We start from the raw sequence: 19,802 nt of genomic DNA, 5'->3' as shown, positions 1-19,802 counted from the left end.
TAGGATAATGTTAAAAGTGAATTTGTGGGAAGTGCGTACAGCCAAAGGCTTAAAGCTGGAAGCTGTAGCCGTAATGACTGGTGTAAGCAAGTCCACACTAAACAATATTGAAAATGGTAAAACTTCGCCAACACTGGCAAACCTGGAAAAAATAGCCAAAGGCTTAGGCTGCCGTATAAGCGATCTGTACGATTCCGAATATAAGTAGTATATCATAACACAGCTTTTTACCTGGTATTCTTGTAAATATTTCCACAATCCTGGAAATGTTTTTCAAATCCGGGACGAGCGAAAAAAATAGGAATATAATGGATATTGTCAAAAGGAAGGGGGGCTTAACTATAATGCGTGAGAAGCTACACAACCTTATAGACACTATCCAGGAAGAAAAACTATTAAGAAAGATATACTTTTATATCCTGGGCTTGAAGGGGTAGACGTTAATAGCGTCTATCCCTTATTTCATTTCTGAAATGATTTTCTTAAGTACATCCCATTCGTCTTCTGACAATTTACAAAGAGTTTTAATTAGGTTCTTCTTAAATTCATCAGCGCCGCCGGAGATACGACCTACATATAAGTCAAGTTCTTCGTCTTCCGATATGGGATTAAACATATCGCCATTCCCGGTTCTAAGCCAGTCTTCGTTTACGTTAAATTCCCGGCATATTGAAAAAATAACCTGGTTTGAAGGGACACGCCGCCCAGTCTCATAGTTGGTTATTGTGTTTGGAGTCATTCCTATACGAGAACCTAACTCATTTTGCGTAAGGTTCAAAGCTTTTCTTAATTCTTTGATACGCTTATCCAACTTAAATTCCCCCTTTCTGTATTAGGTAACTAAAGAATACAATAAAAATACGTCATAGTCAAGAAAAACAAAAAAGAAAGTATTGACAAAGAAGTCATAGACGTATATAATTACGTCATAGTCAATAAAGACTATAAAACTTCTTTAGTGATTGGGTTTGTATCCATGAAGGGCACAACAAAAAGAAAGCCGCTGTACCCCTAATACAACGGCTTCCAGGAACTTCTTAAACTTTCGGAAGTTCCTAACAGGTTTTCTTATGTACCTGTTTGATTGCTACAATTTTTCTAATTGTGTTTGAAGTTCGGTAGCGAATTTAACGATAGGTTCATAAGAACTATCATCAGATTCGGGACGAAATTCAGCCAATGCAGAAGCGATTACAGCAATCAACGCTTCTTTAGTGACAGGTTTAGTGTCCTTCATACGGTACACCCCCTTTCACAAAGAGCCGAGTAGCAAAACTACTCAGAGCTATTATAACACGAACGAAGGAAGGACGGTAGAGAGTTGAGCGAAGAACAATTTAAAATTTGGAAAAAAGTAGAAGCCAAAGGCTTAGAAAAGCTGGGAAACATCGAGAAAGCACTGTCGGCAAAGGAAGGCTTTAAGGAAGCTCATAAAGATTATTGCGACTTTGTAAACAGATTGGCAGAAACTACAGGGCTGACAAGCGGGGAACTGGATAGACACTTTACTACACTTTTAGCAGAAAAGAAGAAGGGACAATAAAAAAATGACGTGGGAAGAAGGAGAAGATAAAGTTTATCACTACATTGCGATTTGCATAAGAGCTAATGCATTTGGAATTATGGAAGGAAACCCGTTAAATGCAATTATGGATATAGACAGCGCCGACCAAAAGTTTAATTTAAGACTGGACGACTTCTTAAACGCTGACGAAGAAAACTTTAAACATGACTTCGCCGGAATACAGCGAAATATTGTAAGAAACCAATACCCGGCGACGGACTTCGGGTACTTTGTACCGAGATTCGCGGGAAGAGACGCATAAAACACTAGGGCGGCAGTAGTCGCCCAGTAAGTGCCGTTAGCTCAGTTGGTCAGAGCACCCGGCTCATAACCGGGCGGGCGTGGGTTCGAGCCCCACACGGCGCATTAGTAGCAAGGTTGGCTACCTTGCAGTAGCGACAGCAAGCAAAGAGCTTAAGCTGGATACTGTGATAAAAATAGCAGCGGGTACACCAGCTAGAGAGTGTGCAGACGTATAACAGGTTTTTCTACTGCTTTTTTAATGAGAAAAAGCGACTACACAGTAAATTAAGCCGGAACAGGAGAAATACAAAATATGAAAAGGTATCATGTACGCGCGCCACCCAGTAGGAAACTGTAATGTAGCCTACTATGGTAGCCAGTCCTAAGCCTGGGGAAATACAGAAGGCAGAAAAAAAGAAAGGAAAAGAACAACCTTTAAAGGAGAAGCGGCTAGTCGTGTTCGGACGCGGACACAATGGAGAAAGTTAAAGTATTAAGCTTATTTGACGGTATAAGTTGCGGAATGGTAGCACTTGAAAGAGCCGGATATAAGGTAGAAAGATATTACGCATACGAAATAGAACCGAGCGCAATTACAATTAGCAAAAAAATTACCCGGAGATTATACAACTGGGGGACGTATTCAATACAGATTTTGCACAATTTGCAGTACAGGAAATAGATTTCTTATTAGGTGGCAGCCCGTGTACGTTTTGGAGTAAAGCAAAATGTAGCAAGACTGCAAAACAAAAGAGAGAAACCGAAACAGAAGGTATGGGGTGGAAACTGTTTGAGAGATATTTAGAAGCAAAGAAAATAGCACAACCGAAATATTTTTTATATGAAAATAACTACGGAATAGCACAAGAAATACAGGACGCTATAAGCGAAAAGCTGGGCGTTGAGCCGATAATGATTGATAGCGCTTTAGTATCAGCACAAAGAAGAAAGCGGTTGTACTGGACTAATATACCAGGCGTACAACAGCCGGAAGATAAAGGCATATTAACAAAAGACATTATATGCAACGATGAAAGCTTAATCAAACATTTTGATGATAGAATACGAAACACTTTAAAAATAACAGAAAACTATATTAAGTACGACCTGGGTGGGAAGGGGCACTATTCGCAACAAGATAGAATGTATTTTCTGAATAAGAAAGCGCCGACAATTCCGAGATGCAGAACGGAAACAAAATTCAATGTTTATTTAGGCGGAGAGACTTATAAGAAAACTTGCCCTGTAGAAATTGAGAGATTACAAACATTGCCGGATAACTATACGGAAGGAGTACCAAAAACTCGAAGATATGAAGCGTTGGGAAACGGTTGGACGGTAGATGTTATAGCGCATATTTTAAGTTATGCAAAAGACTTATAAATAATGGGCGGAAGCACCGCCCACCGTAATGCAGCCTACCACGGTAGCCAGTCCCAAGCCTGGGAAAATGCAGAGGGCGGATATTACATAGAAAGGCGGGATAGATTGAGGGAAAACAACATAAAACCAGCGGAAGCAGCGGAAATATTGGGCGTTTCGCCGCAATTTATCCGGGTTGCTATGCAAATGGGGCAACTTCCTATAGGAATAGCCATAAAGCTTCCTGGTTCAAGCGAGTACACATATCAGATCAGTGACAACTTATTACAGCAGCGGACTTCTAAGAACGTAGCGGAAGAGATTAAAAGAATCAGAAGCACGAACCAAAGATAAAAGACTGTGGCAGCAGTCGTAAAGCCCTTGTTTATAGGTAAAATCGCGAAAAAGCAACAAAGAAAAGGAGAACGAAGCAGTGAAAAAATGGGTTGTTGAGATTGAGAAGGAAAGCGGGAGAGTAGAAACCAGGTTAGTACCAGCAAGAAACAAATGTACAGCGATAAGCAACTGCAAGAACGAAGGAGACGCAGTATTATCATGTGTTCCGTATACCGGGCAGAACGTGAAAGTAAGCGGGCAGCGCGACGAAGAAGAGGAACGCGGCTACGGTGGCTACACTTTCGGTCATGGCTTCGGATACGGGGCAAAAAGAAAGGGGCGAAAATATGGCAGCGGCAGTTATGAGCATTGATAAACAGAAGGCAAGAGCAGACGAAGCGCTGGAACTTGTAGGACAGCTTGATGCTTCGATGCAGAAAGCCGTTTATATTGCTACTAAAATGTTCCTGGCGGCGAAGGAAACGCCGGAAGAGAAAGGAAAACCGAAGAAATGACACTTAAAAGAGTTGGAAGCTTGAAAAATAAGAAACATAAGCACTGTTTACAGTGCGGGCGTGTGCTGGTAGGGCTTAAGGACAACACCGAACACGAATGTAGCTTTTGCGGGCAGAAGCATTTTGTAGATATCTACGGTACTACCCTGGTACTTACAGCAGCAGAACGCCCGGACTTAAGACACCGAACCGAACCAAAGAACCCGGACGACCCGGAAGTAGTACAGAAGAAGAAAAACCAGGAAGAATTTAAAAAGAACCTGGCTATATTCCGTAGTAAATGGGGAAGGTAAAGACCGAGTGTTAGGACTGAAAATATTTTTAGGTGTAATGATTGCGTTGATGTTATTAGGAATCATCGGGGCAAACACTAAATGTAGTAAAACCGTAGCGGGAGCTATCGCAATATGTTGTATTGTACTGCTTACCGCGATCGTTGCCAAAGAGAACCAGCCGAAAGTAACAGAAGTAGCGCCGGAATCCGGGAAGATTCAGACAGAACAAAACGCCTGGGGAACGATTACCGTTACAGACGATACCGGGGTTACGAGAGAATACCAGGGCTGTATACATATTTCCGGCACGTACCCGTATGAGACTACAGAGTATATGGGATTATGCGTAAGTATGGAAAGTGCAATAGAGACGGGCGAGTGGTCGCCAGGAATGTACAAACTGTACTATGAAAGCGAAGGAAAGTACTGGGAAGCGAAAAGCAATGAGAAGGAGAGTAAAACCGATGAATAACTATATAACATTGTACGGAGAACCGTTAGAGTATCCGCACCAGGTAAGCGTAGATAAGCGCGGAGTAGCTTACTACGGGTTCAACATGGCAACAGAAAGGGTAAGCGGCATTAAGGATATTACCCAGGTAATCGTAGAAGAAGGTACGCCAGCTTTTGAGAGCTTAACAGCAATCGACCAGGTAAAAGACCTGTTAGACTGTAAGCTGCTGGTTACTGGAAGAATCCGTACAAGAAATATCAAACGGAAGGACACCGACGGCAGCAGAACCAAAGAGAAAGAACACGACAAGAAGAACCAGGCAGCAGAGAAAGAACATAGCAAGTTATATATTTCAGTGCGCGCCCAGGAGATTACAGACCAGGAATACGAAGGAGATACGAACGGGGTAGTTTTAACCGGGTTCGTATGTAAAAAGGGCGATATGCGGACTACGCCGCGCGGTATCCGTATTACGGATATGATTTTAGCGTGCTGGCGCGAAGACGACGAAAGCAACGTAAGCGATTATATCCCGGCGATCACATGGAACGGAACAGCGGCAAGGGCAGCAGATAACCTTAATGTAGGGGACTGTATCGAAGTACGCGGACGTTTACAGAGCCGGGAGTATACAAAAGAGCTGGAACACGGGGAAACCGAGGTTAGAACGTGTTACGAGCTGAGTATTGAGGAATACCAGGTAGCAGCACCAGCGGAGTTAAAGAAAGAAGCGTAAGCACATACACCCGAAAACAGAGAAAGACAAAAAGAAAAGCCGCTAGGTTATCGGGAAATAACTTAGCGGCTTTGCCGTACAAAGCTGTACTTCAACTCACAAAGATAGTATAGCAAATATCCGGCGAAAAAGCAACTGGAAAGCCTTTGAATTCAAGGGGTTTTACCAGTTTTAAGGCTTGATAAAAGTATTAACTTTAGGAACAGGAGTTAGGATATATGCCATACATCATAGAGGTAGTACAAGCGGGTAGAACTGTAGAGGTAATGAAATACTATAGCAGCAGATACGGGAAGAAGGGAATAAAGAGAGGGGAGAGGAAGGCACTTACCAAAGAAGAACAGATTAAAGTGAATAAGAGAGCAGCAGAGAAGAAGTTGAGAAGGCTGATAAATGAGAACTTCCAGGAAGGAGATACACACCTGGTATTAGACTACAGAAAGGAGAGAAGACCAGCCGAAAGAGTACAGATGCGGGAAGACGCAGACGACTTCTTAAGGGAAATGCGAAAGCTGTATAAGCGTCATGGTATTCCGTTCAAGTACATTCATGTAATGGAGATCGGGAAGAAAGGGGCGCTGCATCATCACTTAGTCATAAATACACCCGAAGAGATAAGCCAGCAAGCTATAGTACGGTGTTGGAAGGGAAGAGGAAGGACACACCACAACCCGCTAGACGATACAGGGCAGTACGCTAAATTAGCGTCGTATCTGATAAAGCAAAGCGACGGAATGTTAAGAAGCCCGGACGCACTGCAAGGAAAGCGCTGGAATAGTTCACGGAACTTAAGGAAACCGAAGGTATTAAGGAAAGAGCCAGTAAAAGACAAAGGCTGGTATAACCGTATCGCAAGGCTTCCGAAGAAGTTGGAGCAGTCCTATTACCTGGACGGCGACAGCGTACAGGAAGGAATACACGAAAAGACGGGTTATACGTTCTTTACCTACACATTTGTAAAAATCAACCAAACCTGGAAGGAGACAGAACTAGAATGGGACAAACTTTAGGAATTGACAGAGACTTAGCAAGAAAAATTAAGAGAATGAGCCGTAAGGAGCTGGACGGCTATTTAACGAGAGTAACCGACAAGAGCTATAACAACGGTTACGAACAGGGCTTAGTAGAAGGTATCGCACTGGCGGGACAGGCTATGGACGAAATCCTTAAGGAAGAAGTAATTAAAGGCACGTTCCCGGCTGAGAAGGTGGACGAGATCAAAAAGGCAGTAGGTACATATATTGCAAAAGTGCCGGAGCGGGCAGCAGAGAAAGACAAGGACGAAGGGAAGGAAGAAAATGTTTAAAGCAATCTATCTTACCGGGGCTATTGTAGCGTTCTGCTTCGCCCTGTTATGGCTGGACGTTGACGAGATGCGGGAAGAAATGCGGGAAGAGGAACGGGGCTACTACCGGGAGAAGCCACACGGGAAAGAGAAGGCGGCGCTTGTATGGGCGCAAGTTGGGACTGCATTAACCGTAGGGCTTATGTGGTGGCTTGTGGTAGTGGCAAGCATCGGAGTAACAATATTGACGATTACAGGAGACGACTTAGGAGAATGAATATAACAGAATCAGAAGACCAGGCACAGCGCCTTATATTTGACTGGGCGCGCTGGCAGCAGGGCAAATACCCACAGCTTAAGGCTATGTACCATGCAGCGAATGAAGGGAAGCGAAGTGCAAGAGCTGGGGCAGAATTGAAACGCCAGGGCATGAAGCCAGGCGTAAGCGATATCTGCTTACCGTATGCTTCCGGGAAGTATAACAACCTGTATGTAGAGCTGAAAGTAGGAAACAACAAAGCAACGGATAATCAGCTTAAGTTTGTAGATATGATAAACAGCATTGGCGGGAAGGCGGTTGTAGTCTACGGCAGCGAAGCGGCAATAGAGCTTATAACTGCATACCTGGAAGGAACTATAGACGACCTGGAAATAGTAAGCGACACATACCCGAAGGAAAAAGCAAAGATTACAGAACGGGTAAACAAGAAACGGTTTATAGGCTTTTGCGGTGCAGATTGCCGGAAATGCGATAACAAAGGCTGCCAGGGGCGGACGGTAGACGACATATTAAGCCCGGGGCTACTTCCGGCAACATAAAGAACAGTACAAAAGAGAAAAACGCTTGTAACTGCTTATGGTTATGGCAAAAAGCAAGGAAATGTATATCACACACGTAACACGACAACGAAGCACCAGCGGCGGGGCTTTTCTGCTGCCGCCGCAGAAAGGGAAGTTTAGGCAAATGAACGCGATTGAATGGTTAAAAGGAAAACTACATATTGAGCCGGACGAAAGAAAGATAGGCAAGAAATATTATGAGAAATGCGATAAGGACACAGCTATAGAGCTGGAAGCGTCTTACTCTACATACATGATATTGAAAGACAGAGGATATGAGCCGGACGATGTTTTAATATTACTGGAAGAAGATAACGGAAAGTTTACAGGGAAGAAACTTACAGTACAGGTATACAGCGCAGAAAGAGGAACAGAAGGTTTATTAGACGGCTATTGTGTCTTAATGGTCGAAAATATGGGCTTAGCAGCGTGGAAAGTGAAATAAAAGAAAGTGAGGTAGAACAAATGAGAACAGCAGCAGTAGTAAATTTAAAAGGTGGCGTAGGGAAGAGTACAACAGCTATCAACATGGCTTTGATTATGAGCCAGGTACACGGGAAGAAAGTATTATTGATTGATAATGATTTCCAAGCAGCAGTCACAAAGTTCTTTGAAAAACACAGTTATGACGCGCTGAGCATGGAAGAAGTGCTTAGAAATCCGATTTTATTCGCGCAAGATGTAATTGTACCGAGCGGACGTTGGGGGCTGGATATTATCCCGTCTAATATGAACCTGGTAGCGGCAGCAGACGACCTTATAACAGATAAAGACGGCGATCAGATGGGAAGAATCAGACACGTACTTAACCAGGTGGAAGAAGATTACGATTATTGTATTATTGATTGCCACCCAGGAGTAGGAATAGAGGTACTGAACGCCCTGGCAGCAGCAGAAGACATTATTATACCGATTAAGGCAGATAAGAACGCTTTAGACGGTATGGAAGAGTTAGACGACATTATACAGGAAATCAGACCGTATAACGAAAAGCTGGAAAGCGTGCGCTGCCTGGTAACGATGTACACAAAGGATATTGATGTAATCAAAGGCGAGGAAGCTTTAAGAAATAGCAAATACGACGTATTTAATACGCATATCAGACATAGCAAGAAAGTAACAGCGTGGACGTATGAGAACGGGCAAAGCCTGTTAGAGACAACACCGAGAAGCGCAGCGACAAGAGATTATAAGAACCTGGTATTAGAGTATATGGGGAAAAGAGGATAAGGAAAATGAAAAAAGTTGAAGAAACAATAGTTATACGAAATGAAAAAATGATTTATGCGGTAAGACTGAAAAGTAAAACGGAAGGCGAAGACGGCAGAAGAGAGAATAACAACCCGTATCTTATTGTAGAAGGTGGAAAAATAAAATACATAGATCATATCTACGGGAATAAGTCAGAATTTAATTTTAATGACGAAGTACACACGGTAGCAAAAGAAATTTTCATAAGTGGACTTAAGAACGCGATTAAGGAAGAAATTTTACAGCTTAAGCAATTAGAACTTGTGTTGGAAGAAATGAACCTTAAAGAGTGTATCGGGGATACATTACAGGAAAGCGCAACATTTTTGCAGAATGTCAGAAAGTTTATAGGTGTTGGAGAAAAGTAGGAGTGTAAAGATGCTTGAAGAGTTCAAGGAAACATTAAGAAGGGTTTTGTTGGCAAAGTATAGCATCGGCTTTATAGACGGATACGAAACCGGGAAGGCTGACGGATATACGAAAGGATATATAGACGGAACAAAAGCGGGCGGTTTTACCGAAGGGTACAGAGCTGGTAAGACTGATGGATACCGGGAAGGGCATGAAGGCGGAATAAAAGCGGGTGGCTTTGTTGACGGATACGAAACTGGGTACGAAGTCGGATACAAAGAAGGAAGCGAAGACGAAAGAAAAGGGATAAGACGGTTAAGCCCAGGAGAAAAAATAGGGGAACAGTAGAAAGGAGATACAGCAATGGGAAAGATTGGCATAGGCGACAGACTTAACGCCAACAGCAAGAAAAATATTATTTTTGCAAAGGACTACAGAAAGGTACGCTTAGACCCGCGTACACTGATTCCGTCAGAGCATAACAAGTATAGCCAGGACAATATAGAAGAACTGGCGGACAATATGCTTTTAGTCGGACAGCTACAGGAAATCATAGTAGGGCGTGTAGATGGGCAAGACAGAATAATAGTAGGACATAGACGTACAGCGGCAGCAGTCCTTAATATCGAGCGCGGACACGACGAATTTAAGCTTGTGGACTGCAAAATAAAAGAAATGAGCGAAAGCCTGTTTATGCTGACACTGCATAGTGCAAATATCTTTAACCGACAGCTTAGCGACTGGGAATTAACGAACGGCGTAGCTGAGTTTACAAAGTACCTGGTAAAAGCCAGGGAATCCGGGGAACTGACTATAGAGGGGAAAATGAGAGACTATATAGCAAATGTTACCGGGAAGTCTACGGGTAAGATAAATCAGATCAACAGTATCAATAACAATTTGTGCGAAGAAGGTAAGGAAGCATTTAAGGACGGAAAAATAAACTTTTCTACGGCTTATGAAACGTCCAGGCTGCCGGAAGCAAAACAGCATGAAGTTATTGAAAACGGGGAGCTGTTAAGCAAAGATGTCCGGGAAATGGTAAAGGAAGAAAAAGAGAAGAAGGAAGCAGAAAAGAAGCCGAGCGACGATTACGAGCCAGCACACCCGGAAAGCATTACGAGCCTATGCTATTCTTGCTTATATTACAGTGAGTGCAACGTAAAAACGGGGACTTGTAAAAAGTGCGATAAGTACACGAATAAGGCAGAAGCGGAGAAGACAGAAGAACAAAAGTACGAGGAAGAACAAACAGCAATAGACCGGGATACAAAAGCGAAGCTACGGCAGCAGTCCGATGATAAGAAAATGGAGACACTACCGAGCGAAGCGGCGGCAGCAGAACCAAAGACACACATTATACGGCTTGCGGCTATGTGCTTTGATGATGTGGCAAGCGGCAAGAAAAGCTTTGAACTTCGGAAGAATGACCGGGGATACAAGGAAGGCGACGTATTAGAGCTTATGGAGTTCAAAGACGGACGCAATACAGGAAGAGAGATAAAAGCGGATATTATCTATATGCTGGAAGATTGCAGCGGCTTAGAAGAAGGCTGGTGTATCTTGGGAATAAAAGTAAGACCCGAAGAAAAAAAAGGAAGCTGACTTACCGGGACAAATGGATATAGAGGAATACTTAGGCAAAGAAGAAAAATAAAAGGTGTCAGAATCTGACACGGAAAGGAAATAACAATGTGGTGCGAAAGGTATAAAAGCACAACAACACTTGTAACGGAATGTGAATGTAAAACTTGTTTTATGTGTGAATATTGCGAGCCGGAAGATGGAGAGGAAGAGGACTATGATTACTAAAGGACAAAGAGTAAAAGTGATATGCAGCGAAGCCAGGCTTAAGGAAGTAGGCGTAAGGCAGAAACATATTAAGCATATCCTGGGGAAGATAGGTACAGTAAAGGAAATACGGAAGCTGCCGAACATGGACGATATGTACGCCTATTTTATACACTTCCGTTATGTGAATCTGAAAGCAGCACCAGGGAATAAGAAGCCTTACTATGCTATGCTGGACGATATGATAGAACCTATTAACCTGGAAGTAGTAGGAGAAAAGAAGAAATGATAGTATACGGTAGAAAGAACGGGAAGACACTACGAAGCACACTTAACAGCGTGACGGAAGTACGGAACGGTTACATATATGCAGCAGCTACAGGAGAGCGTATAGCGAAGATAGGCAATGTAATAATGATGAGCCTACAGGAAATGTTATTGATAATACGGGCGAGCTTCGGAAACAAGAAAGCAAAGAAGGAATTAAGACAGCGGGAAATACGAGACAGACAAAAGCAGATCATACGAAGCCGAAGGCGGCAGCAGTTGTTACGTGAGAACCAGGACAAGAACAATAACTGGAAGCGTATACATGGACTGCCAACGACCAGGAAAAAGCGTGGAAAAACTCAGCAAACTATAGAGAAAACATAACAAAAAAGAATTGAAACTAAAGAAACTTTATGATAATCTATAGATACAAACGCAAGAAGAATTAGGTAAAGGAAAGCACCCTTTGCCTGGTTCTTCTTTTTTGTTTGTCTAAACCTCCCAAGTGCCGCATGAAATCCAGGGCGGCACTATGAAAGAAGAAAGATAGATGCTTAAGAAGTTATGCAGTTACCCGGGCTGCCACAAGGTAGTAGAAGCTGGGGTTAAGTATTGTGACAGGCACAAGAACACAGACAGAGAGAAGTACAGAGAATACAAGCGTAAGCGTATGGAGAACGAAGAGGAAGCCCGGCGGCAGCAGTTCTATAATAGCAAAGCCTGGGAAGGGTTCAGAGCCAACCAGGAAGCGGCGCAACTTGGCGTAGATATATTTGAATACTACACAACGGGAATAGTGATAACAGCGGAGCAGTACCACCACATAGAAGAGGTTACGGAAGCATGGCATAGACGACTTGATAGAGACAATGTAATAGGGCTGAGCGAAGCAAACCACAGGCGCATACATAAAGAATATGACCGCGGATACATGGCAAAAAAGAAGATGCAGCGAACGCTTTACGATATGCTACAGCGCTTCCGGCGCGAGTTCGGAGACAGCGGGGGGATATAAAAACTTTTTATTTCTTTTTAAAAGTCCCGAGTTCAAGTTGATTTGAAAAAAAACGCCGATTTTTTGTATAGGGGGGGTCTGAGAAGGTGGCAGTATGGCGAATGAAGAAAAAAAGACAGAAAAAAACAAGCCGAAACCTTGCCCGAAGTGGTTAAGTGCGGCGGCTAAAAAAGAGTGGCGAAGGATTGCGAAAATCTTCGCGGAAGAAGAAAAAGAATTTACGGACAAAGACCTTAAAGCCCTAGAAGCTTACTGTACGAACTATGCAAAGTGGCAGAAGTGCGAACAGATCATAGACGAAAAAGGTTACAGTATGGAAGTGGGCGATAATGGTTACGAACAGCAAAGACCAGAAGTAAGCATAGCAAATAAAGCACAGACGGAAATGAGAGCCTGGGCGAAAGAATTAGGATTAACGCCAGCGGCGCGGCAGAGAATGAAGGCAGAGAGCGCACAAGGCGACGGCGGCATAGACGCGGAGCTGGACGGAATGATAGCACATGATTAACACGGAACTGCTTTTAGCTGCCTGGTTGGAGAAGTTACAAAAGAAGTGGGATACGGAAGAATACTACTACGATGTAGAGGAAGCAAAGAAAGTATTTAAGTTCGTGTCGAAGTTGACCAATGATAGAGGAGCAAGCCGAAACTTTGATTTATTAGAATTTCAGTTTGAAATAATAACAGAAATCCTATGCGTAAAGAGAAGGAGCGACGGCAAGCGGAAACATAGAGAAGCACATATAAATATACCGCGAAAAAATGGTAAGTCATTCCTGGCGGCGATTATAGTAGTATATCTCTTTTTCTGTCAACGGCATATCTTCGGCGCGCTTTTTATTTTAACGGCAAATACAACCAAACAGGCGGGCGAGCTGTACGGAACGGTAGAACATTTCATAAAAGCAAATAAGACGCTACGCCGCTACTGCAAGATTACGAGCAGCACGAAGACCATTATACGGAAAGATAACGGTAATAAGCTTATGGTACTGTCGTCAGATGCAGACAACGCCGACAGCTTTAACGATTATGTAGCCGTCCTGGACGAGATACACCAGGCGAAAAACGACGAAATGTACGGAAAGCTGAGAACGGGACAAGGAGCATGGGACGAGCCGTTAATAATGACAATTACAACGGCTTCCAGCGGAGAAGACCCGGCAAACCCGGAAATGCAGCTTTATACTATGGCAAAGAAAATAGAAGCCGGGGAAGTGAACGACCCGAGCTTTTACTATAGGATTTACGAAGCTGATAAAGATTGTAATGTTGAGGACGAAACACAATGGTATAAATCGAACCCGGCATTAGGAGTATTTAGGAAGCTGGAAGACCTGGCGAACTATGCGAAGCGTATACGGCTTATGCCTTTACAGGAAAATATGTTTAGGCGTATGTTCCTAAACCAGCACGTAGCGTTAGACCATGAAAAAGGCGCTATAAATATGGACTTATGGGACTTGTGTACGAAAAAGGTAGACACGAAAGACTTAGAAGGCTGGAAGTGCTGGGGCGGACTGGATTTATCAAGTAAAAATGATATTACGGGCTTTGTCCTGGTGTTTTATGAAGAGACAACCGGGCGATTTATCGTAGTGCCGTACCTGTATACGCCGAAAGAAACGGTAGCTTACAGGCAGCATAAGGACAATAACCCTTATGAGTACTGGATAAAAAAAGGCGATTTGATAGCTTTAGACGGAAAATATGTAAATTTTGAACGCTTCTTAGACCATGCGGTAGAACTGGACGAAAAATACAGGATAGAACAGATAGGCTTCGACCAGTGGGGAAGTACAACAATCATAAACCGATTAGAAGACCGCTGGGACGTTATCCCAATAGGACAGGGAACTAAGACTATGACACAGGTTATTAACGATTTTGAGAACCTATTAGTAGACGAAAGGCTGGTTATTGCAGAAAATGAGTGCTTCCGATTTATGGCGAAAAACTGTATAGCAGTTTACGACGAAATGTTAGGAGTCAAGTACAGTAAGAAGAAAAGTAAATTTAAAATCGACGGTGTAATAGCCATGCTTATGGGCTTGCTATTGTGCATCGAAGAAAATGGTATTGAACACTATAACCCGGTGGAATACCTGGACGCGATGTAAGAAGGAAAAAATATGCTTAAGAAGTTAAAAAACATGAAGAAAAAAATAGTGATCGCAGACGGGCTATTATTGACAGCTATGGCGGTAGTGTTTGGGACGACATACGACATAAACCCGCATATCGGTATGTATGTTTTAGCTGCTGAGTTGGCAGCAGTCGCGATTATGATAGTAAGGAGCGGTAAAAGTTAATGTTTTTGGATTTTTTGGAAAAAAGAAGCGAAGAAGTAGACGATACGCCGCGACTTACGGACGAAGAAAAGCTTTTTTTAAAGGTTTTCGGGATAGAAGAAGACCAACCAGCGGCGGCAATGAAGGAAGCAACATACTTTACCTGTATAAAAAAGCTGTCGGAAGCAGTGGCGAAAACGCCGCTATATCTTACCCAGGACACGGAAACAGGCGAAAGAAGGGCAAAAGAACACCCGTTATATGAGCTTTTGAGTTTAAGACCAAACCCGTATATGACGGCGGTAGACTTTTGGAAGGCAATAGAAGCCACCAGGCAACACGAAGGAATAGCCGGAGCGGTAAAAGTGTACGGAAGAAAAGGAAAAATAGAAGCTTTGTACCCTTGCACGATAGAAGGAATCACTATAGACGATGCGGGTGTACTCAGATCAACCAAAAAGCATAAAGTTTTAGTTGATTTCAAAGTACCAGGTACGGGAATGAATGAAAGCGCCTTTTATGAGGATTTGCTGATATTCAAAGGCTTTACTATGGACGGAATTAACACGGAAGCGGTAAGGACTATCGTAAAAAGTACGATAGACGTACAGATTAAAGCACAGAATTACCTTAACACGTTATTTGATAATGGATTGACTAACAAAATGGTAATACAGCTTACAAGCGACATAAGGGACGAAAAAGAGCTTAAAAAGATACAGGAAAAGTTTGGAAAACTGTACAGCAAAGGAAAACGTATTTTTACAGTTCCGGCGGGATTTAATGTACAACCCGTAAATTTATCCCTGGCAGACGCACAGTATGAGCAGATAAGAAGAATGTCTATAAGTCAGATCGCGGCGCTATTTGGTATAAAAATGTATCAGCTTAACGACTTGAAAGACACAAATAATAATTCGCTAGAACAGCAGCAGTTAAGCTTTTTGGTGGATACACTGCTTATCCTGTATGAATCTATCGAACAGGAAGTAACGTGGGGCTGCTTAACAAAAGACGACAGGGCACAAGGATATAAAGCGAAGCATAACACAAATGTTATTTTGCGTTCTTCGCCGGAAACCCAGCAAAAAATATTATGCGCTTACGTGGCGGGCGGAATCATAAAACCGAACGAAGCCAGGTTAGAGCTTGGAAGGGAAACTACAGAGGACGGGGACGACCTTATAGTAAATGCTGGTGTGCTTAAGCTTAAGGACTTAGGAAAGGACACAAAGGGAAATGCCGGAGAATAACACACACAGTACAGAAGATGCGGCGGAAATCCAGGAAAGAAGAAATTATGTAGCGTACCAGGGGATACCGCTTGAAGTGAGAGCAGCAGCAGAAGGCGAAGAAAGCCGCACGATTGGCGGTTATGCAGTTAAGTATAATACGCCTGTAGTTATTACTGACCGCTGGGGCGACAAATATTTAGAGGAAATCGCCGCGGGGTGCTTCGATGAAAGCTTAAGCAGATGCAAAGAGAACGGCAGCGAGATAAAAGCGTTATGGAATCACGACACAAGCCGACCACTTGGAAGCACGAAGACGGATACACTCAGATTTAACATGGGGGATACTACCGGGCTGAATTACGACATTGATTTACCTAATAACACATGGGGAAACGATGTACGGGAAAGCGTGAAGCGTGGAGACGTAGACGGTAGTAGCTTCGGTTTTATCTGTTTAGAAGATAAATGGAGCAAAGTACAGCACGAAGGCGAAGAAATGTACAAAAGAAGTGTTGTAAAAGCGGAGCTGTTGGAAGTAAGCCCGTGTACGTTCCCAGCTTATGACAGTTCACAAATTAACTGTAGAAGCTTTGAACGTATGAAAGCAGATACCAAAGAAGAGAAACGGCTGGAAGAGCTGAGAAAAGAAGCGCGACTTTTGGAAATCGCAGACGAAAATAACAAGGAGTAACCACATGACAGTACAGGAATTAAGAGAAGAGATTGTACAGAAAACAGAGGAAATTAACGGATACCTGGAAAGCAGAGACGCGGACAAGGCAGAGGAAGCTTTAGCAGAAAAGAGAAAATTACAGAAATTGCTTGCGGTAAGAGAAGCAGAGGACGACGAAGAGCGGGAAGACCTGGGAAGACAGAAGAAACAGAAAGAAAGCAGATCAACAGGAGCAGTAAGCGAGTTGAGAGCTGCCGTAAAATTTGCTTTGCATGGAAAGGCAGCACTGACAGACGAAGAAAGAGCTGCCGTAAATATCGACGGTAACGCTGCTATTCTGCCGGAGCAGTTCGTAAACGATATCCAGGTATTAAGAGCTGGTTTCCCAAGCCTTAAAAACCATTGCCATGTAATCAAAGCAACCTCTAACCATGGCAAAATGCCGTTTGCAAAAATCGGCGGTAAAAAGCTGAAAAAGTATAAATCTGGCACGAAGCTTACAGGAGAAGCGGCAAATACAGAGGATATCAAGTACGACATTGAGAATTACGGTTCACTTGTACCGATTGCAAACGATTTACAGGAAGACGAAGCCGTAAATATCGTACAGGAAGTTATTAAGCCGGACTTCGCGGAAGCTGGGGTTAATACTGAAAATGATGAGATTATGCAGATCGTAGAAGCCAATGCCGTAGACAAGTCTACAGGTGCGAAGGATTGGAGAGATGTAAAGAAAATTATCGACGGAGTATTACCGACACTTCGCGGAAGAGTGGTAGTAATTACAAACCTTTCCGGCAGCGTGTACTTAAAGTCACAGGAAGATAAGAACGGAAGAAACTTAGACCTGGTTAAAGAGGTAAACGGTAAAGAATACTTCCAGGGTAAAGAGCTTATTACGCTGAGTGACGAAGATATTACAGCAAGCACTACAGAAAAAATGATTTTCTATGTAGTAAATTTGTATGCCCTGGTTAAATTCTTCGAGAGAAAAGGCTATACAGTGTCTACGGATAAGTCTGTATTCTTTGAATCTGACGAACTGGCGCTGAAAGTACAGGAGCGCTTTGACTGTGAGAAACTGGACGACAGAGCAGACTTTAAAATTGAGTTCGCGGCAGCGTAGGCGTAGCTTATGGCGATCACATTGCAGGAAGCGAAGGAATATTTAAGGGTAGGCTATGACGATGATAACGACTATATCACGGAGCTTATAGATATATCCGAAGCTTATATAGACGGTTGTGTGGGTACTGCATACCGGGAAAAGGATAAATACAATAGCGAAGAAGAATATAAGAGAGGTTGCAGACTTGCAACCCTCTTACAGAAGAAAGTAATAAGCGATATGTACGACGTAAGAGGAACTACAGTAAGCAATAACACGAAACAGGATAAGATAACACAAACTATCCTGGATAAGCTAGCGAATGTGGGGTAGGTAAAATGTATGTAATGATACAGAAGCGGCAAAAGACCGTAGAAAAAGGACGACCAGTAGAAAAGTGGGACGACTACTTAAAATGCTGGTGTGAAGTAAAGAGCCTGTACGGGAAAGAACTGTATACCGCCCTGGAAGCAAAGTTAGAAAATGTAATGAACTTTGAAACGCGATACTGCAAAGCCCTGGAAGCCTTAAATACAAAGGAATACCGGGTAGTATGGGGCGAACGTATATTTAAGCTTATCAATGCCGATTACGGCAAATACGACCGCCGGAAAGTGGTACTTAAAGGGCAAGAAGTAGTATGAGTTTTAATATTACTATGGATTTTTTGGGACTGGACGAAGTGCAGCGGGAAATAGAAAGGCTTGCTACAGCGTCGGAACTGAAAGACCTAAATAAAAAGATTGTAAAGAAAGCCGGGAAAGTCGGCTTAGAAGAATCGGAAGGGCAGATAAGGAAGAAAGCATACAGTAAAAACCCTATGAAATCCGGGCGGCGCGGCAGCAGGACGGGGCAGCACGCGGCGGATAATGTCCCGGAGAAGGGAACGACACAAAGCGGGAACTATGGAGAAGTCATAGGCTGGGAAAAAAGCGATACTTCGCCATTTTTCTACATGAAGTTCCATGAATGGGGTACGACGATGCATAAGCCTAAAAAATTCATGCTGGAAGCAGCGCGCCCGACATATCGCGCACTAAAGAGCATAGCAGAAGAAGAATACGAGAAAGTTTTAAAGGAAAAGTTAGGGGGATAATATGGCACTTCTGAGTGAAGAAGAAAAGCAGCAGCTTAAGCAGATCATGGCGGATTATCCGAATAACGAAGACCTGGATTTAACGGCGTATATAGCAGACGTAATAGGTATAACGGGAAAACACGTAGAAGAAGGCTGGTATAACCAGGATATAAACGATACCCATATTACTTTTTACTATATTACGGATACCGACGCGAACCATAGCGACGATAAGAACGAAGCAGAAGAATACTATATACAGGTAGATATATGGAGTGAAGAAGATTGTTTTCTTTTGAAACGGAAAATAAAGAAATTACTTAAGAAGGCGGGCTTTACATATTTTGCGGGAAATGATGATTATGAACAGGATACGAAAATATACCATAAAGCAGCGCGATTTTATTTTTTGATAAATACCGAAGGAGAAGACTAAGGTAATGAAAGTCCAGGAAAATAAACAGACGATTGAGAGAAGCCGAGTAGTAGGCTTAAAGGATATCTGTGTAGCGGAAGTTACTACAAACGATGCTACGACCTATGCAGCAGACACACCTACCAGGCTGGCGAAAGCAATCACGGCAACTATTAAAGAGACATTCGAGGTAGAGTACTTATACAGTGACGACGAAGTAGAGGATACTACAGAAACATTTGTAAAAGCAGAAATTGAGTTGGAAGTAAACAGACTGACACCGGGCGACTATGCGTTACTGTTTGATTCCCTGTATAAATCCGGCTACCTGGTAAAATCAGAGAGCGACAGAGCGAAGGAAGTTGCTTTAGGATTCCGGGCAAAGCAGAACAACGGGAAGTACGAATTTGTATGGTACTATTGCGGAAAAGCAGAACACCCGGAAGAGTCCTACGAGACAATCAAGGACAAGAAGACCGCTCAGACACAGAAGATTACATTTACTTTCTACGCAAGAAAGAAAGAGGATACCGTAGACGGAAAAGCAAAACGCTTCTATGCGCTTAAGGTGGACGAATCACAATTACTTGAAGAACATGCAAACGCTAAAAAAGCTATTGCGGAATGGTTCGGGGCGGTACAGGAATACAAAGCAGATGTAGCAGCGTAAAAAGAGAAAAAAGGGGCGGTGTCATATTCTGACACCGCTAAGAA

Annotated in this window: 35 protein-coding genes and 1 tRNA gene; 34 read left to right on the top strand and 2 right to left on the bottom strand. The window is 43.0% G+C overall.

What is annotated here, in order from left to right; all coding sequences use genetic code 11:
* Window positions 1-7: 7 nt before the first annotated feature.
* Entirely contained in the window at window positions 8-208 is a 201-nt protein-coding gene (locus PGY05_RS05750) for a helix-turn-helix domain-containing protein (protein WP_054338080.1), read from the top strand.
* Between the two features lie 249 nt (window positions 209-457).
* Here PGY05_RS05750 and PGY05_RS05745 read toward each other — a convergent pair whose 3' ends face one another.
* Window positions 458-811 carry a helix-turn-helix domain-containing protein gene (locus PGY05_RS05745; protein WP_118575649.1) on the bottom strand — a complete coding sequence of 118 codons (354 nt, stop codon included), beginning with the start codon at window positions 809-811 and terminating at the stop codon, window positions 458-460.
* Window positions 812-1,087: 276 nt separating this feature from the next.
* Window positions 1,088-1,237 carry a hypothetical protein gene (locus PGY05_RS05740; protein WP_270475497.1) on the bottom strand — a complete coding sequence of 50 codons (150 nt, stop codon included), beginning with the start codon at window positions 1,235-1,237 and terminating at the stop codon, window positions 1,088-1,090.
* Window positions 1,238-1,321: 84 nt separating this feature from the next.
* Here PGY05_RS05740 and PGY05_RS05735 point away from each other — a divergent pair, with 84 nt between their 5' ends.
* From PGY05_RS05735 to PGY05_RS05575, 33 genes are all read left to right on the top strand, one after another.
* Window positions 1,322-1,543 (top strand): hypothetical protein, encoded by a 222-nt coding sequence (locus tag PGY05_RS05735; RefSeq protein ID WP_118575651.1) that lies wholly within the window; start codon window positions 1,322-1,324, stop codon window positions 1,541-1,543.
* Between the two features lie 4 nt (window positions 1,544-1,547).
* Complete coding sequence (locus PGY05_RS05730) at window positions 1,548-1,826, top strand: DUF6874 family protein (protein ID WP_270475496.1); 279 nt, start codon at window positions 1,548-1,550, stop codon at window positions 1,824-1,826.
* Between the two features lie 30 nt (window positions 1,827-1,856).
* A tRNA-Ile gene (locus tag PGY05_RS05725) sits at window positions 1,857-1,930 on the top strand.
* Window positions 1,931-2,282: 352 nt separating this feature from the next.
* Entirely contained in the window at window positions 2,283-2,489 is a 207-nt protein-coding gene (locus PGY05_RS05720) for a hypothetical protein (RefSeq protein ID WP_270475495.1), read from the top strand.
* Complete coding sequence (locus tag PGY05_RS05715) at window positions 2,429-3,190, top strand: DNA cytosine methyltransferase (protein ID WP_330672984.1); 762 nt, start codon at window positions 2,429-2,431, stop codon at window positions 3,188-3,190. Before PGY05_RS05720 ends, PGY05_RS05715 begins: the two co-directional genes overlap by 61 nt.
* A gap of 412 nt (window positions 3,191-3,602) precedes the next feature.
* Window positions 3,603-3,878 carry a hypothetical protein gene (locus PGY05_RS05710; RefSeq protein ID WP_270475494.1) on the top strand — a complete coding sequence of 92 codons (276 nt, stop codon included), beginning with the start codon at window positions 3,603-3,605 and terminating at the stop codon, window positions 3,876-3,878.
* A complete protein-coding gene (locus PGY05_RS05705) occupies window positions 3,853-4,020 on the top strand; it encodes a hypothetical protein (protein ID WP_270475493.1) in 168 nt (55 codons plus the stop codon). The genes PGY05_RS05710 and PGY05_RS05705 overlap by 26 nt, the downstream gene beginning before the upstream one ends.
* Entirely contained in the window at window positions 4,017-4,313 is a 297-nt protein-coding gene (locus PGY05_RS05700) for a hypothetical protein (RefSeq protein WP_225084376.1), read from the top strand. The genes PGY05_RS05705 and PGY05_RS05700 overlap by 4 nt, the downstream gene beginning before the upstream one ends.
* 7 nt (window positions 4,314-4,320) lie before the next feature.
* Window positions 4,321-4,767: a hypothetical protein gene (locus PGY05_RS05695; RefSeq protein ID WP_270475492.1), complete on the top strand. Its 447-nt coding sequence runs from the start codon at window positions 4,321-4,323 to the stop codon at window positions 4,765-4,767.
* Window positions 4,760-5,485 (top strand): single-stranded DNA-binding protein, encoded by a 726-nt coding sequence (locus tag PGY05_RS05690; protein WP_195487942.1) that lies wholly within the window; start codon window positions 4,760-4,762, stop codon window positions 5,483-5,485. The genes PGY05_RS05695 and PGY05_RS05690 overlap by 8 nt, the downstream gene beginning before the upstream one ends.
* 218 nt (window positions 5,486-5,703) lie before the next feature.
* Window positions 5,704-6,495: a rolling circle replication-associated protein gene (locus PGY05_RS05685; protein ID WP_270475491.1), complete on the top strand. Its 792-nt coding sequence runs from the start codon at window positions 5,704-5,706 to the stop codon at window positions 6,493-6,495.
* Entirely contained in the window at window positions 6,480-6,791 is a 312-nt protein-coding gene (locus tag PGY05_RS05680) for a hypothetical protein (RefSeq protein ID WP_144368993.1), read from the top strand. The genes PGY05_RS05685 and PGY05_RS05680 overlap by 16 nt, the downstream gene beginning before the upstream one ends.
* A complete protein-coding gene (locus PGY05_RS05675; RefSeq protein ID WP_270475490.1) occupies window positions 6,727-7,047 on the top strand; it encodes a hypothetical protein in 321 nt (106 codons plus the stop codon). Before PGY05_RS05680 ends, PGY05_RS05675 begins: the two co-directional genes overlap by 65 nt.
* On the top strand, window positions 7,044-7,589 hold the full coding sequence (locus PGY05_RS05670; protein WP_270475488.1) for a VRR-NUC domain-containing protein: 546 nt from the start codon (window positions 7,044-7,046) through the stop codon (window positions 7,587-7,589). Before PGY05_RS05675 ends, PGY05_RS05670 begins: the two co-directional genes overlap by 4 nt.
* Before the next feature lie 43 nt (window positions 7,590-7,632).
* Window positions 7,633-8,055: a DUF3850 domain-containing protein gene (locus PGY05_RS05665; RefSeq protein WP_270475487.1), complete on the top strand. Its 423-nt coding sequence runs from the start codon at window positions 7,633-7,635 to the stop codon at window positions 8,053-8,055.
* A 20-nt stretch (window positions 8,056-8,075) separates the two neighbouring features.
* Window positions 8,076-8,840 (top strand): ParA family protein, encoded by a 765-nt coding sequence (locus tag PGY05_RS05660; protein WP_101874952.1) that lies wholly within the window; start codon window positions 8,076-8,078, stop codon window positions 8,838-8,840.
* A gap of 5 nt (window positions 8,841-8,845) precedes the next feature.
* Window positions 8,846-9,229: a hypothetical protein gene (locus tag PGY05_RS05655; protein ID WP_101874953.1), complete on the top strand. Its 384-nt coding sequence runs from the start codon at window positions 8,846-8,848 to the stop codon at window positions 9,227-9,229.
* 49 nt (window positions 9,230-9,278) lie between these two features.
* Window positions 9,279-9,560 carry a hypothetical protein gene (locus PGY05_RS05650; RefSeq protein ID WP_270475486.1) on the top strand — a complete coding sequence of 94 codons (282 nt, stop codon included), beginning with the start codon at window positions 9,279-9,281 and terminating at the stop codon, window positions 9,558-9,560.
* 15 nt (window positions 9,561-9,575) lie between these two features.
* Window positions 9,576-10,817 carry a ParB/RepB/Spo0J family partition protein gene (locus PGY05_RS05645; RefSeq protein ID WP_270475485.1) on the top strand — a complete coding sequence of 414 codons (1,242 nt, stop codon included), beginning with the start codon at window positions 9,576-9,578 and terminating at the stop codon, window positions 10,815-10,817.
* 196 nt (window positions 10,818-11,013) lie between these two features.
* A complete protein-coding gene (locus PGY05_RS05640) occupies window positions 11,014-11,292 on the top strand; it encodes a hypothetical protein (protein ID WP_270475484.1) in 279 nt (92 codons plus the stop codon).
* A complete protein-coding gene (locus PGY05_RS05635; RefSeq protein ID WP_118315639.1) occupies window positions 11,289-11,657 on the top strand; it encodes a hypothetical protein in 369 nt (122 codons plus the stop codon). Before PGY05_RS05640 ends, PGY05_RS05635 begins: the two co-directional genes overlap by 4 nt.
* 166 nt (window positions 11,658-11,823) lie before the next feature.
* Window positions 11,824-12,288, top strand: coding sequence for a hypothetical protein (locus tag PGY05_RS05630; protein WP_118046771.1), 465 nt, complete (start codon window positions 11,824-11,826; stop codon window positions 12,286-12,288).
* Window positions 12,289-12,382: 94 nt separating this feature from the next.
* On the top strand, window positions 12,383-12,796 hold the full coding sequence (locus PGY05_RS05625) for a phage terminase small subunit P27 family (protein WP_118046769.1): 414 nt from the start codon (window positions 12,383-12,385) through the stop codon (window positions 12,794-12,796).
* Window positions 12,789-14,408, top strand: coding sequence for a terminase large subunit (locus PGY05_RS05620; protein ID WP_118315640.1), 1,620 nt, complete (start codon window positions 12,789-12,791; stop codon window positions 14,406-14,408). Before PGY05_RS05625 ends, PGY05_RS05620 begins: the two co-directional genes overlap by 8 nt.
* 12 nt (window positions 14,409-14,420) lie before the next feature.
* A complete protein-coding gene (locus PGY05_RS05615; RefSeq protein WP_270475483.1) occupies window positions 14,421-14,600 on the top strand; it encodes a hypothetical protein in 180 nt (59 codons plus the stop codon).
* A gap of 14 nt (window positions 14,601-14,614) precedes the next feature.
* Entirely contained in the window at window positions 14,615-15,832 is a 1,218-nt protein-coding gene (locus PGY05_RS05610; protein ID WP_270475482.1) for a phage portal protein, read from the top strand.
* Window positions 15,819-16,505 (top strand): HK97 family phage prohead protease, encoded by a 687-nt coding sequence (locus PGY05_RS05605; RefSeq protein ID WP_118315642.1) that lies wholly within the window; start codon window positions 15,819-15,821, stop codon window positions 16,503-16,505. The genes PGY05_RS05610 and PGY05_RS05605 overlap by 14 nt, the downstream gene beginning before the upstream one ends.
* 4 nt (window positions 16,506-16,509) lie before the next feature.
* Window positions 16,510-17,613, top strand: coding sequence for a phage major capsid protein (locus PGY05_RS05600; protein ID WP_117528016.1), 1,104 nt, complete (start codon window positions 16,510-16,512; stop codon window positions 17,611-17,613).
* A gap of 9 nt (window positions 17,614-17,622) precedes the next feature.
* Window positions 17,623-17,928: a head-tail connector protein gene (locus PGY05_RS05595; protein ID WP_180208250.1), complete on the top strand. Its 306-nt coding sequence runs from the start codon at window positions 17,623-17,625 to the stop codon at window positions 17,926-17,928.
* 14 nt (window positions 17,929-17,942) lie between these two features.
* Window positions 17,943-18,239: a phage head closure protein gene (locus PGY05_RS05590; protein WP_173860117.1), complete on the top strand. Its 297-nt coding sequence runs from the start codon at window positions 17,943-17,945 to the stop codon at window positions 18,237-18,239.
* Entirely contained in the window at window positions 18,236-18,691 is a 456-nt protein-coding gene (locus PGY05_RS05585) for an HK97-gp10 family putative phage morphogenesis protein (protein WP_118046763.1), read from the top strand. The genes PGY05_RS05590 and PGY05_RS05585 overlap by 4 nt, the downstream gene beginning before the upstream one ends.
* A 1-nt stretch (window position 18,692) precedes the next feature.
* On the top strand, window positions 18,693-19,109 hold the full coding sequence (locus PGY05_RS05580; protein WP_117528020.1) for a hypothetical protein: 417 nt from the start codon (window positions 18,693-18,695) through the stop codon (window positions 19,107-19,109).
* A 4-nt stretch (window positions 19,110-19,113) separates the two neighbouring features.
* On the top strand, window positions 19,114-19,758 hold the full coding sequence (locus PGY05_RS05575; protein ID WP_117528022.1) for a major tail protein: 645 nt from the start codon (window positions 19,114-19,116) through the stop codon (window positions 19,756-19,758).
* Window positions 19,759-19,802: the final 44 nt, after the last annotated feature.

It is taken from the genome of Coprococcus sp. AF51-11b1 (genome assembly GCF_027682785.1).
GTDB classification, from domain to species: Bacteria; Bacillota; Clostridia; order Lachnospirales; family Lachnospiraceae; genus Allocoprococcus; species Allocoprococcus comes.
This window is presented reverse-complemented; position numbering and strand designations above follow the sequence as displayed.

Bases quoted from the DNA above. Each gene is read 5' to 3' on its own strand.
- PGY05_RS05750 (WP_054338080.1), top strand. From the start codon at position 8: ATGTTAAAAGTGAATTTGTGGGAAGTGCGTACAGCCAAAGGCTTAAAG.
- PGY05_RS05740 (WP_270475497.1), bottom strand. From the start codon at position 1,237: ATGAAGGACACTAAACCTGTCACTAAAGAAGCGTTGATTGCTGTAATC.
- PGY05_RS05730 (WP_270475496.1), top strand. From the start codon at position 1,548: ATGACGTGGGAAGAAGGAGAAGATAAAGTTTATCACTACATTGCGATT.
- PGY05_RS05720 (WP_270475495.1), top strand. From the start codon at position 2,283: ATGGAGAAAGTTAAAGTATTAAGCTTATTTGACGGTATAAGTTGCGGA.
- PGY05_RS05705 (WP_270475493.1), top strand. From the start codon at position 3,853: ATGGCAGCGGCAGTTATGAGCATTGATAAACAGAAGGCAAGAGCAGAC.
- PGY05_RS05700 (WP_225084376.1), top strand. From the start codon at position 4,017: ATGACACTTAAAAGAGTTGGAAGCTTGAAAAATAAGAAACATAAGCAC.
- PGY05_RS05690 (WP_195487942.1), top strand. From the start codon at position 4,760: ATGAATAACTATATAACATTGTACGGAGAACCGTTAGAGTATCCGCAC.
- PGY05_RS05685 (WP_270475491.1), top strand. From the start codon at position 5,704: ATGCCATACATCATAGAGGTAGTACAAGCGGGTAGAACTGTAGAGGTA.
- PGY05_RS05680 (WP_144368993.1), top strand. From the start codon at position 6,480: ATGGGACAAACTTTAGGAATTGACAGAGACTTAGCAAGAAAAATTAAG.
- PGY05_RS05670 (WP_270475488.1), top strand. From the start codon at position 7,044: ATGAATATAACAGAATCAGAAGACCAGGCACAGCGCCTTATATTTGAC.
- PGY05_RS05665 (WP_270475487.1), top strand. From the start codon at position 7,633: ATGGCAAAAAGCAAGGAAATGTATATCACACACGTAACACGACAACGA.
- PGY05_RS05660 (WP_101874952.1), top strand. From the start codon at position 8,076: ATGAGAACAGCAGCAGTAGTAAATTTAAAAGGTGGCGTAGGGAAGAGT.
- PGY05_RS05655 (WP_101874953.1), top strand. From the start codon at position 8,846: ATGAAAAAAGTTGAAGAAACAATAGTTATACGAAATGAAAAAATGATT.
- PGY05_RS05645 (WP_270475485.1), top strand. From the start codon at position 9,576: ATGGGAAAGATTGGCATAGGCGACAGACTTAACGCCAACAGCAAGAAA.
- PGY05_RS05640 (WP_270475484.1), top strand. From the start codon at position 11,014: ATGATTACTAAAGGACAAAGAGTAAAAGTGATATGCAGCGAAGCCAGG.
- PGY05_RS05635 (WP_118315639.1), top strand. From the start codon at position 11,289: ATGATAGTATACGGTAGAAAGAACGGGAAGACACTACGAAGCACACTT.
- PGY05_RS05630 (WP_118046771.1), top strand. From the start codon at position 11,824: ATGCTTAAGAAGTTATGCAGTTACCCGGGCTGCCACAAGGTAGTAGAA.
- PGY05_RS05625 (WP_118046769.1), top strand. From the start codon at position 12,383: ATGGCGAATGAAGAAAAAAAGACAGAAAAAAACAAGCCGAAACCTTGC.
- PGY05_RS05620 (WP_118315640.1), top strand. From the start codon at position 12,789: ATGATTAACACGGAACTGCTTTTAGCTGCCTGGTTGGAGAAGTTACAA.
- PGY05_RS05615 (WP_270475483.1), top strand. From the start codon at position 14,421: ATGCTTAAGAAGTTAAAAAACATGAAGAAAAAAATAGTGATCGCAGAC.
- PGY05_RS05605 (WP_118315642.1), top strand. From the start codon at position 15,819: ATGCCGGAGAATAACACACACAGTACAGAAGATGCGGCGGAAATCCAG.
- PGY05_RS05600 (WP_117528016.1), top strand. From the start codon at position 16,510: ATGACAGTACAGGAATTAAGAGAAGAGATTGTACAGAAAACAGAGGAA.
- PGY05_RS05595 (WP_180208250.1), top strand. From the start codon at position 17,623: ATGGCGATCACATTGCAGGAAGCGAAGGAATATTTAAGGGTAGGCTAT.
- PGY05_RS05590 (WP_173860117.1), top strand. From the start codon at position 17,943: ATGATACAGAAGCGGCAAAAGACCGTAGAAAAAGGACGACCAGTAGAA.
- PGY05_RS05585 (WP_118046763.1), top strand. From the start codon at position 18,236: ATGAGTTTTAATATTACTATGGATTTTTTGGGACTGGACGAAGTGCAG.
- PGY05_RS05580 (WP_117528020.1), top strand. From the start codon at position 18,693: ATGGCACTTCTGAGTGAAGAAGAAAAGCAGCAGCTTAAGCAGATCATG.
- PGY05_RS05575 (WP_117528022.1), top strand. From the start codon at position 19,114: ATGAAAGTCCAGGAAAATAAACAGACGATTGAGAGAAGCCGAGTAGTA.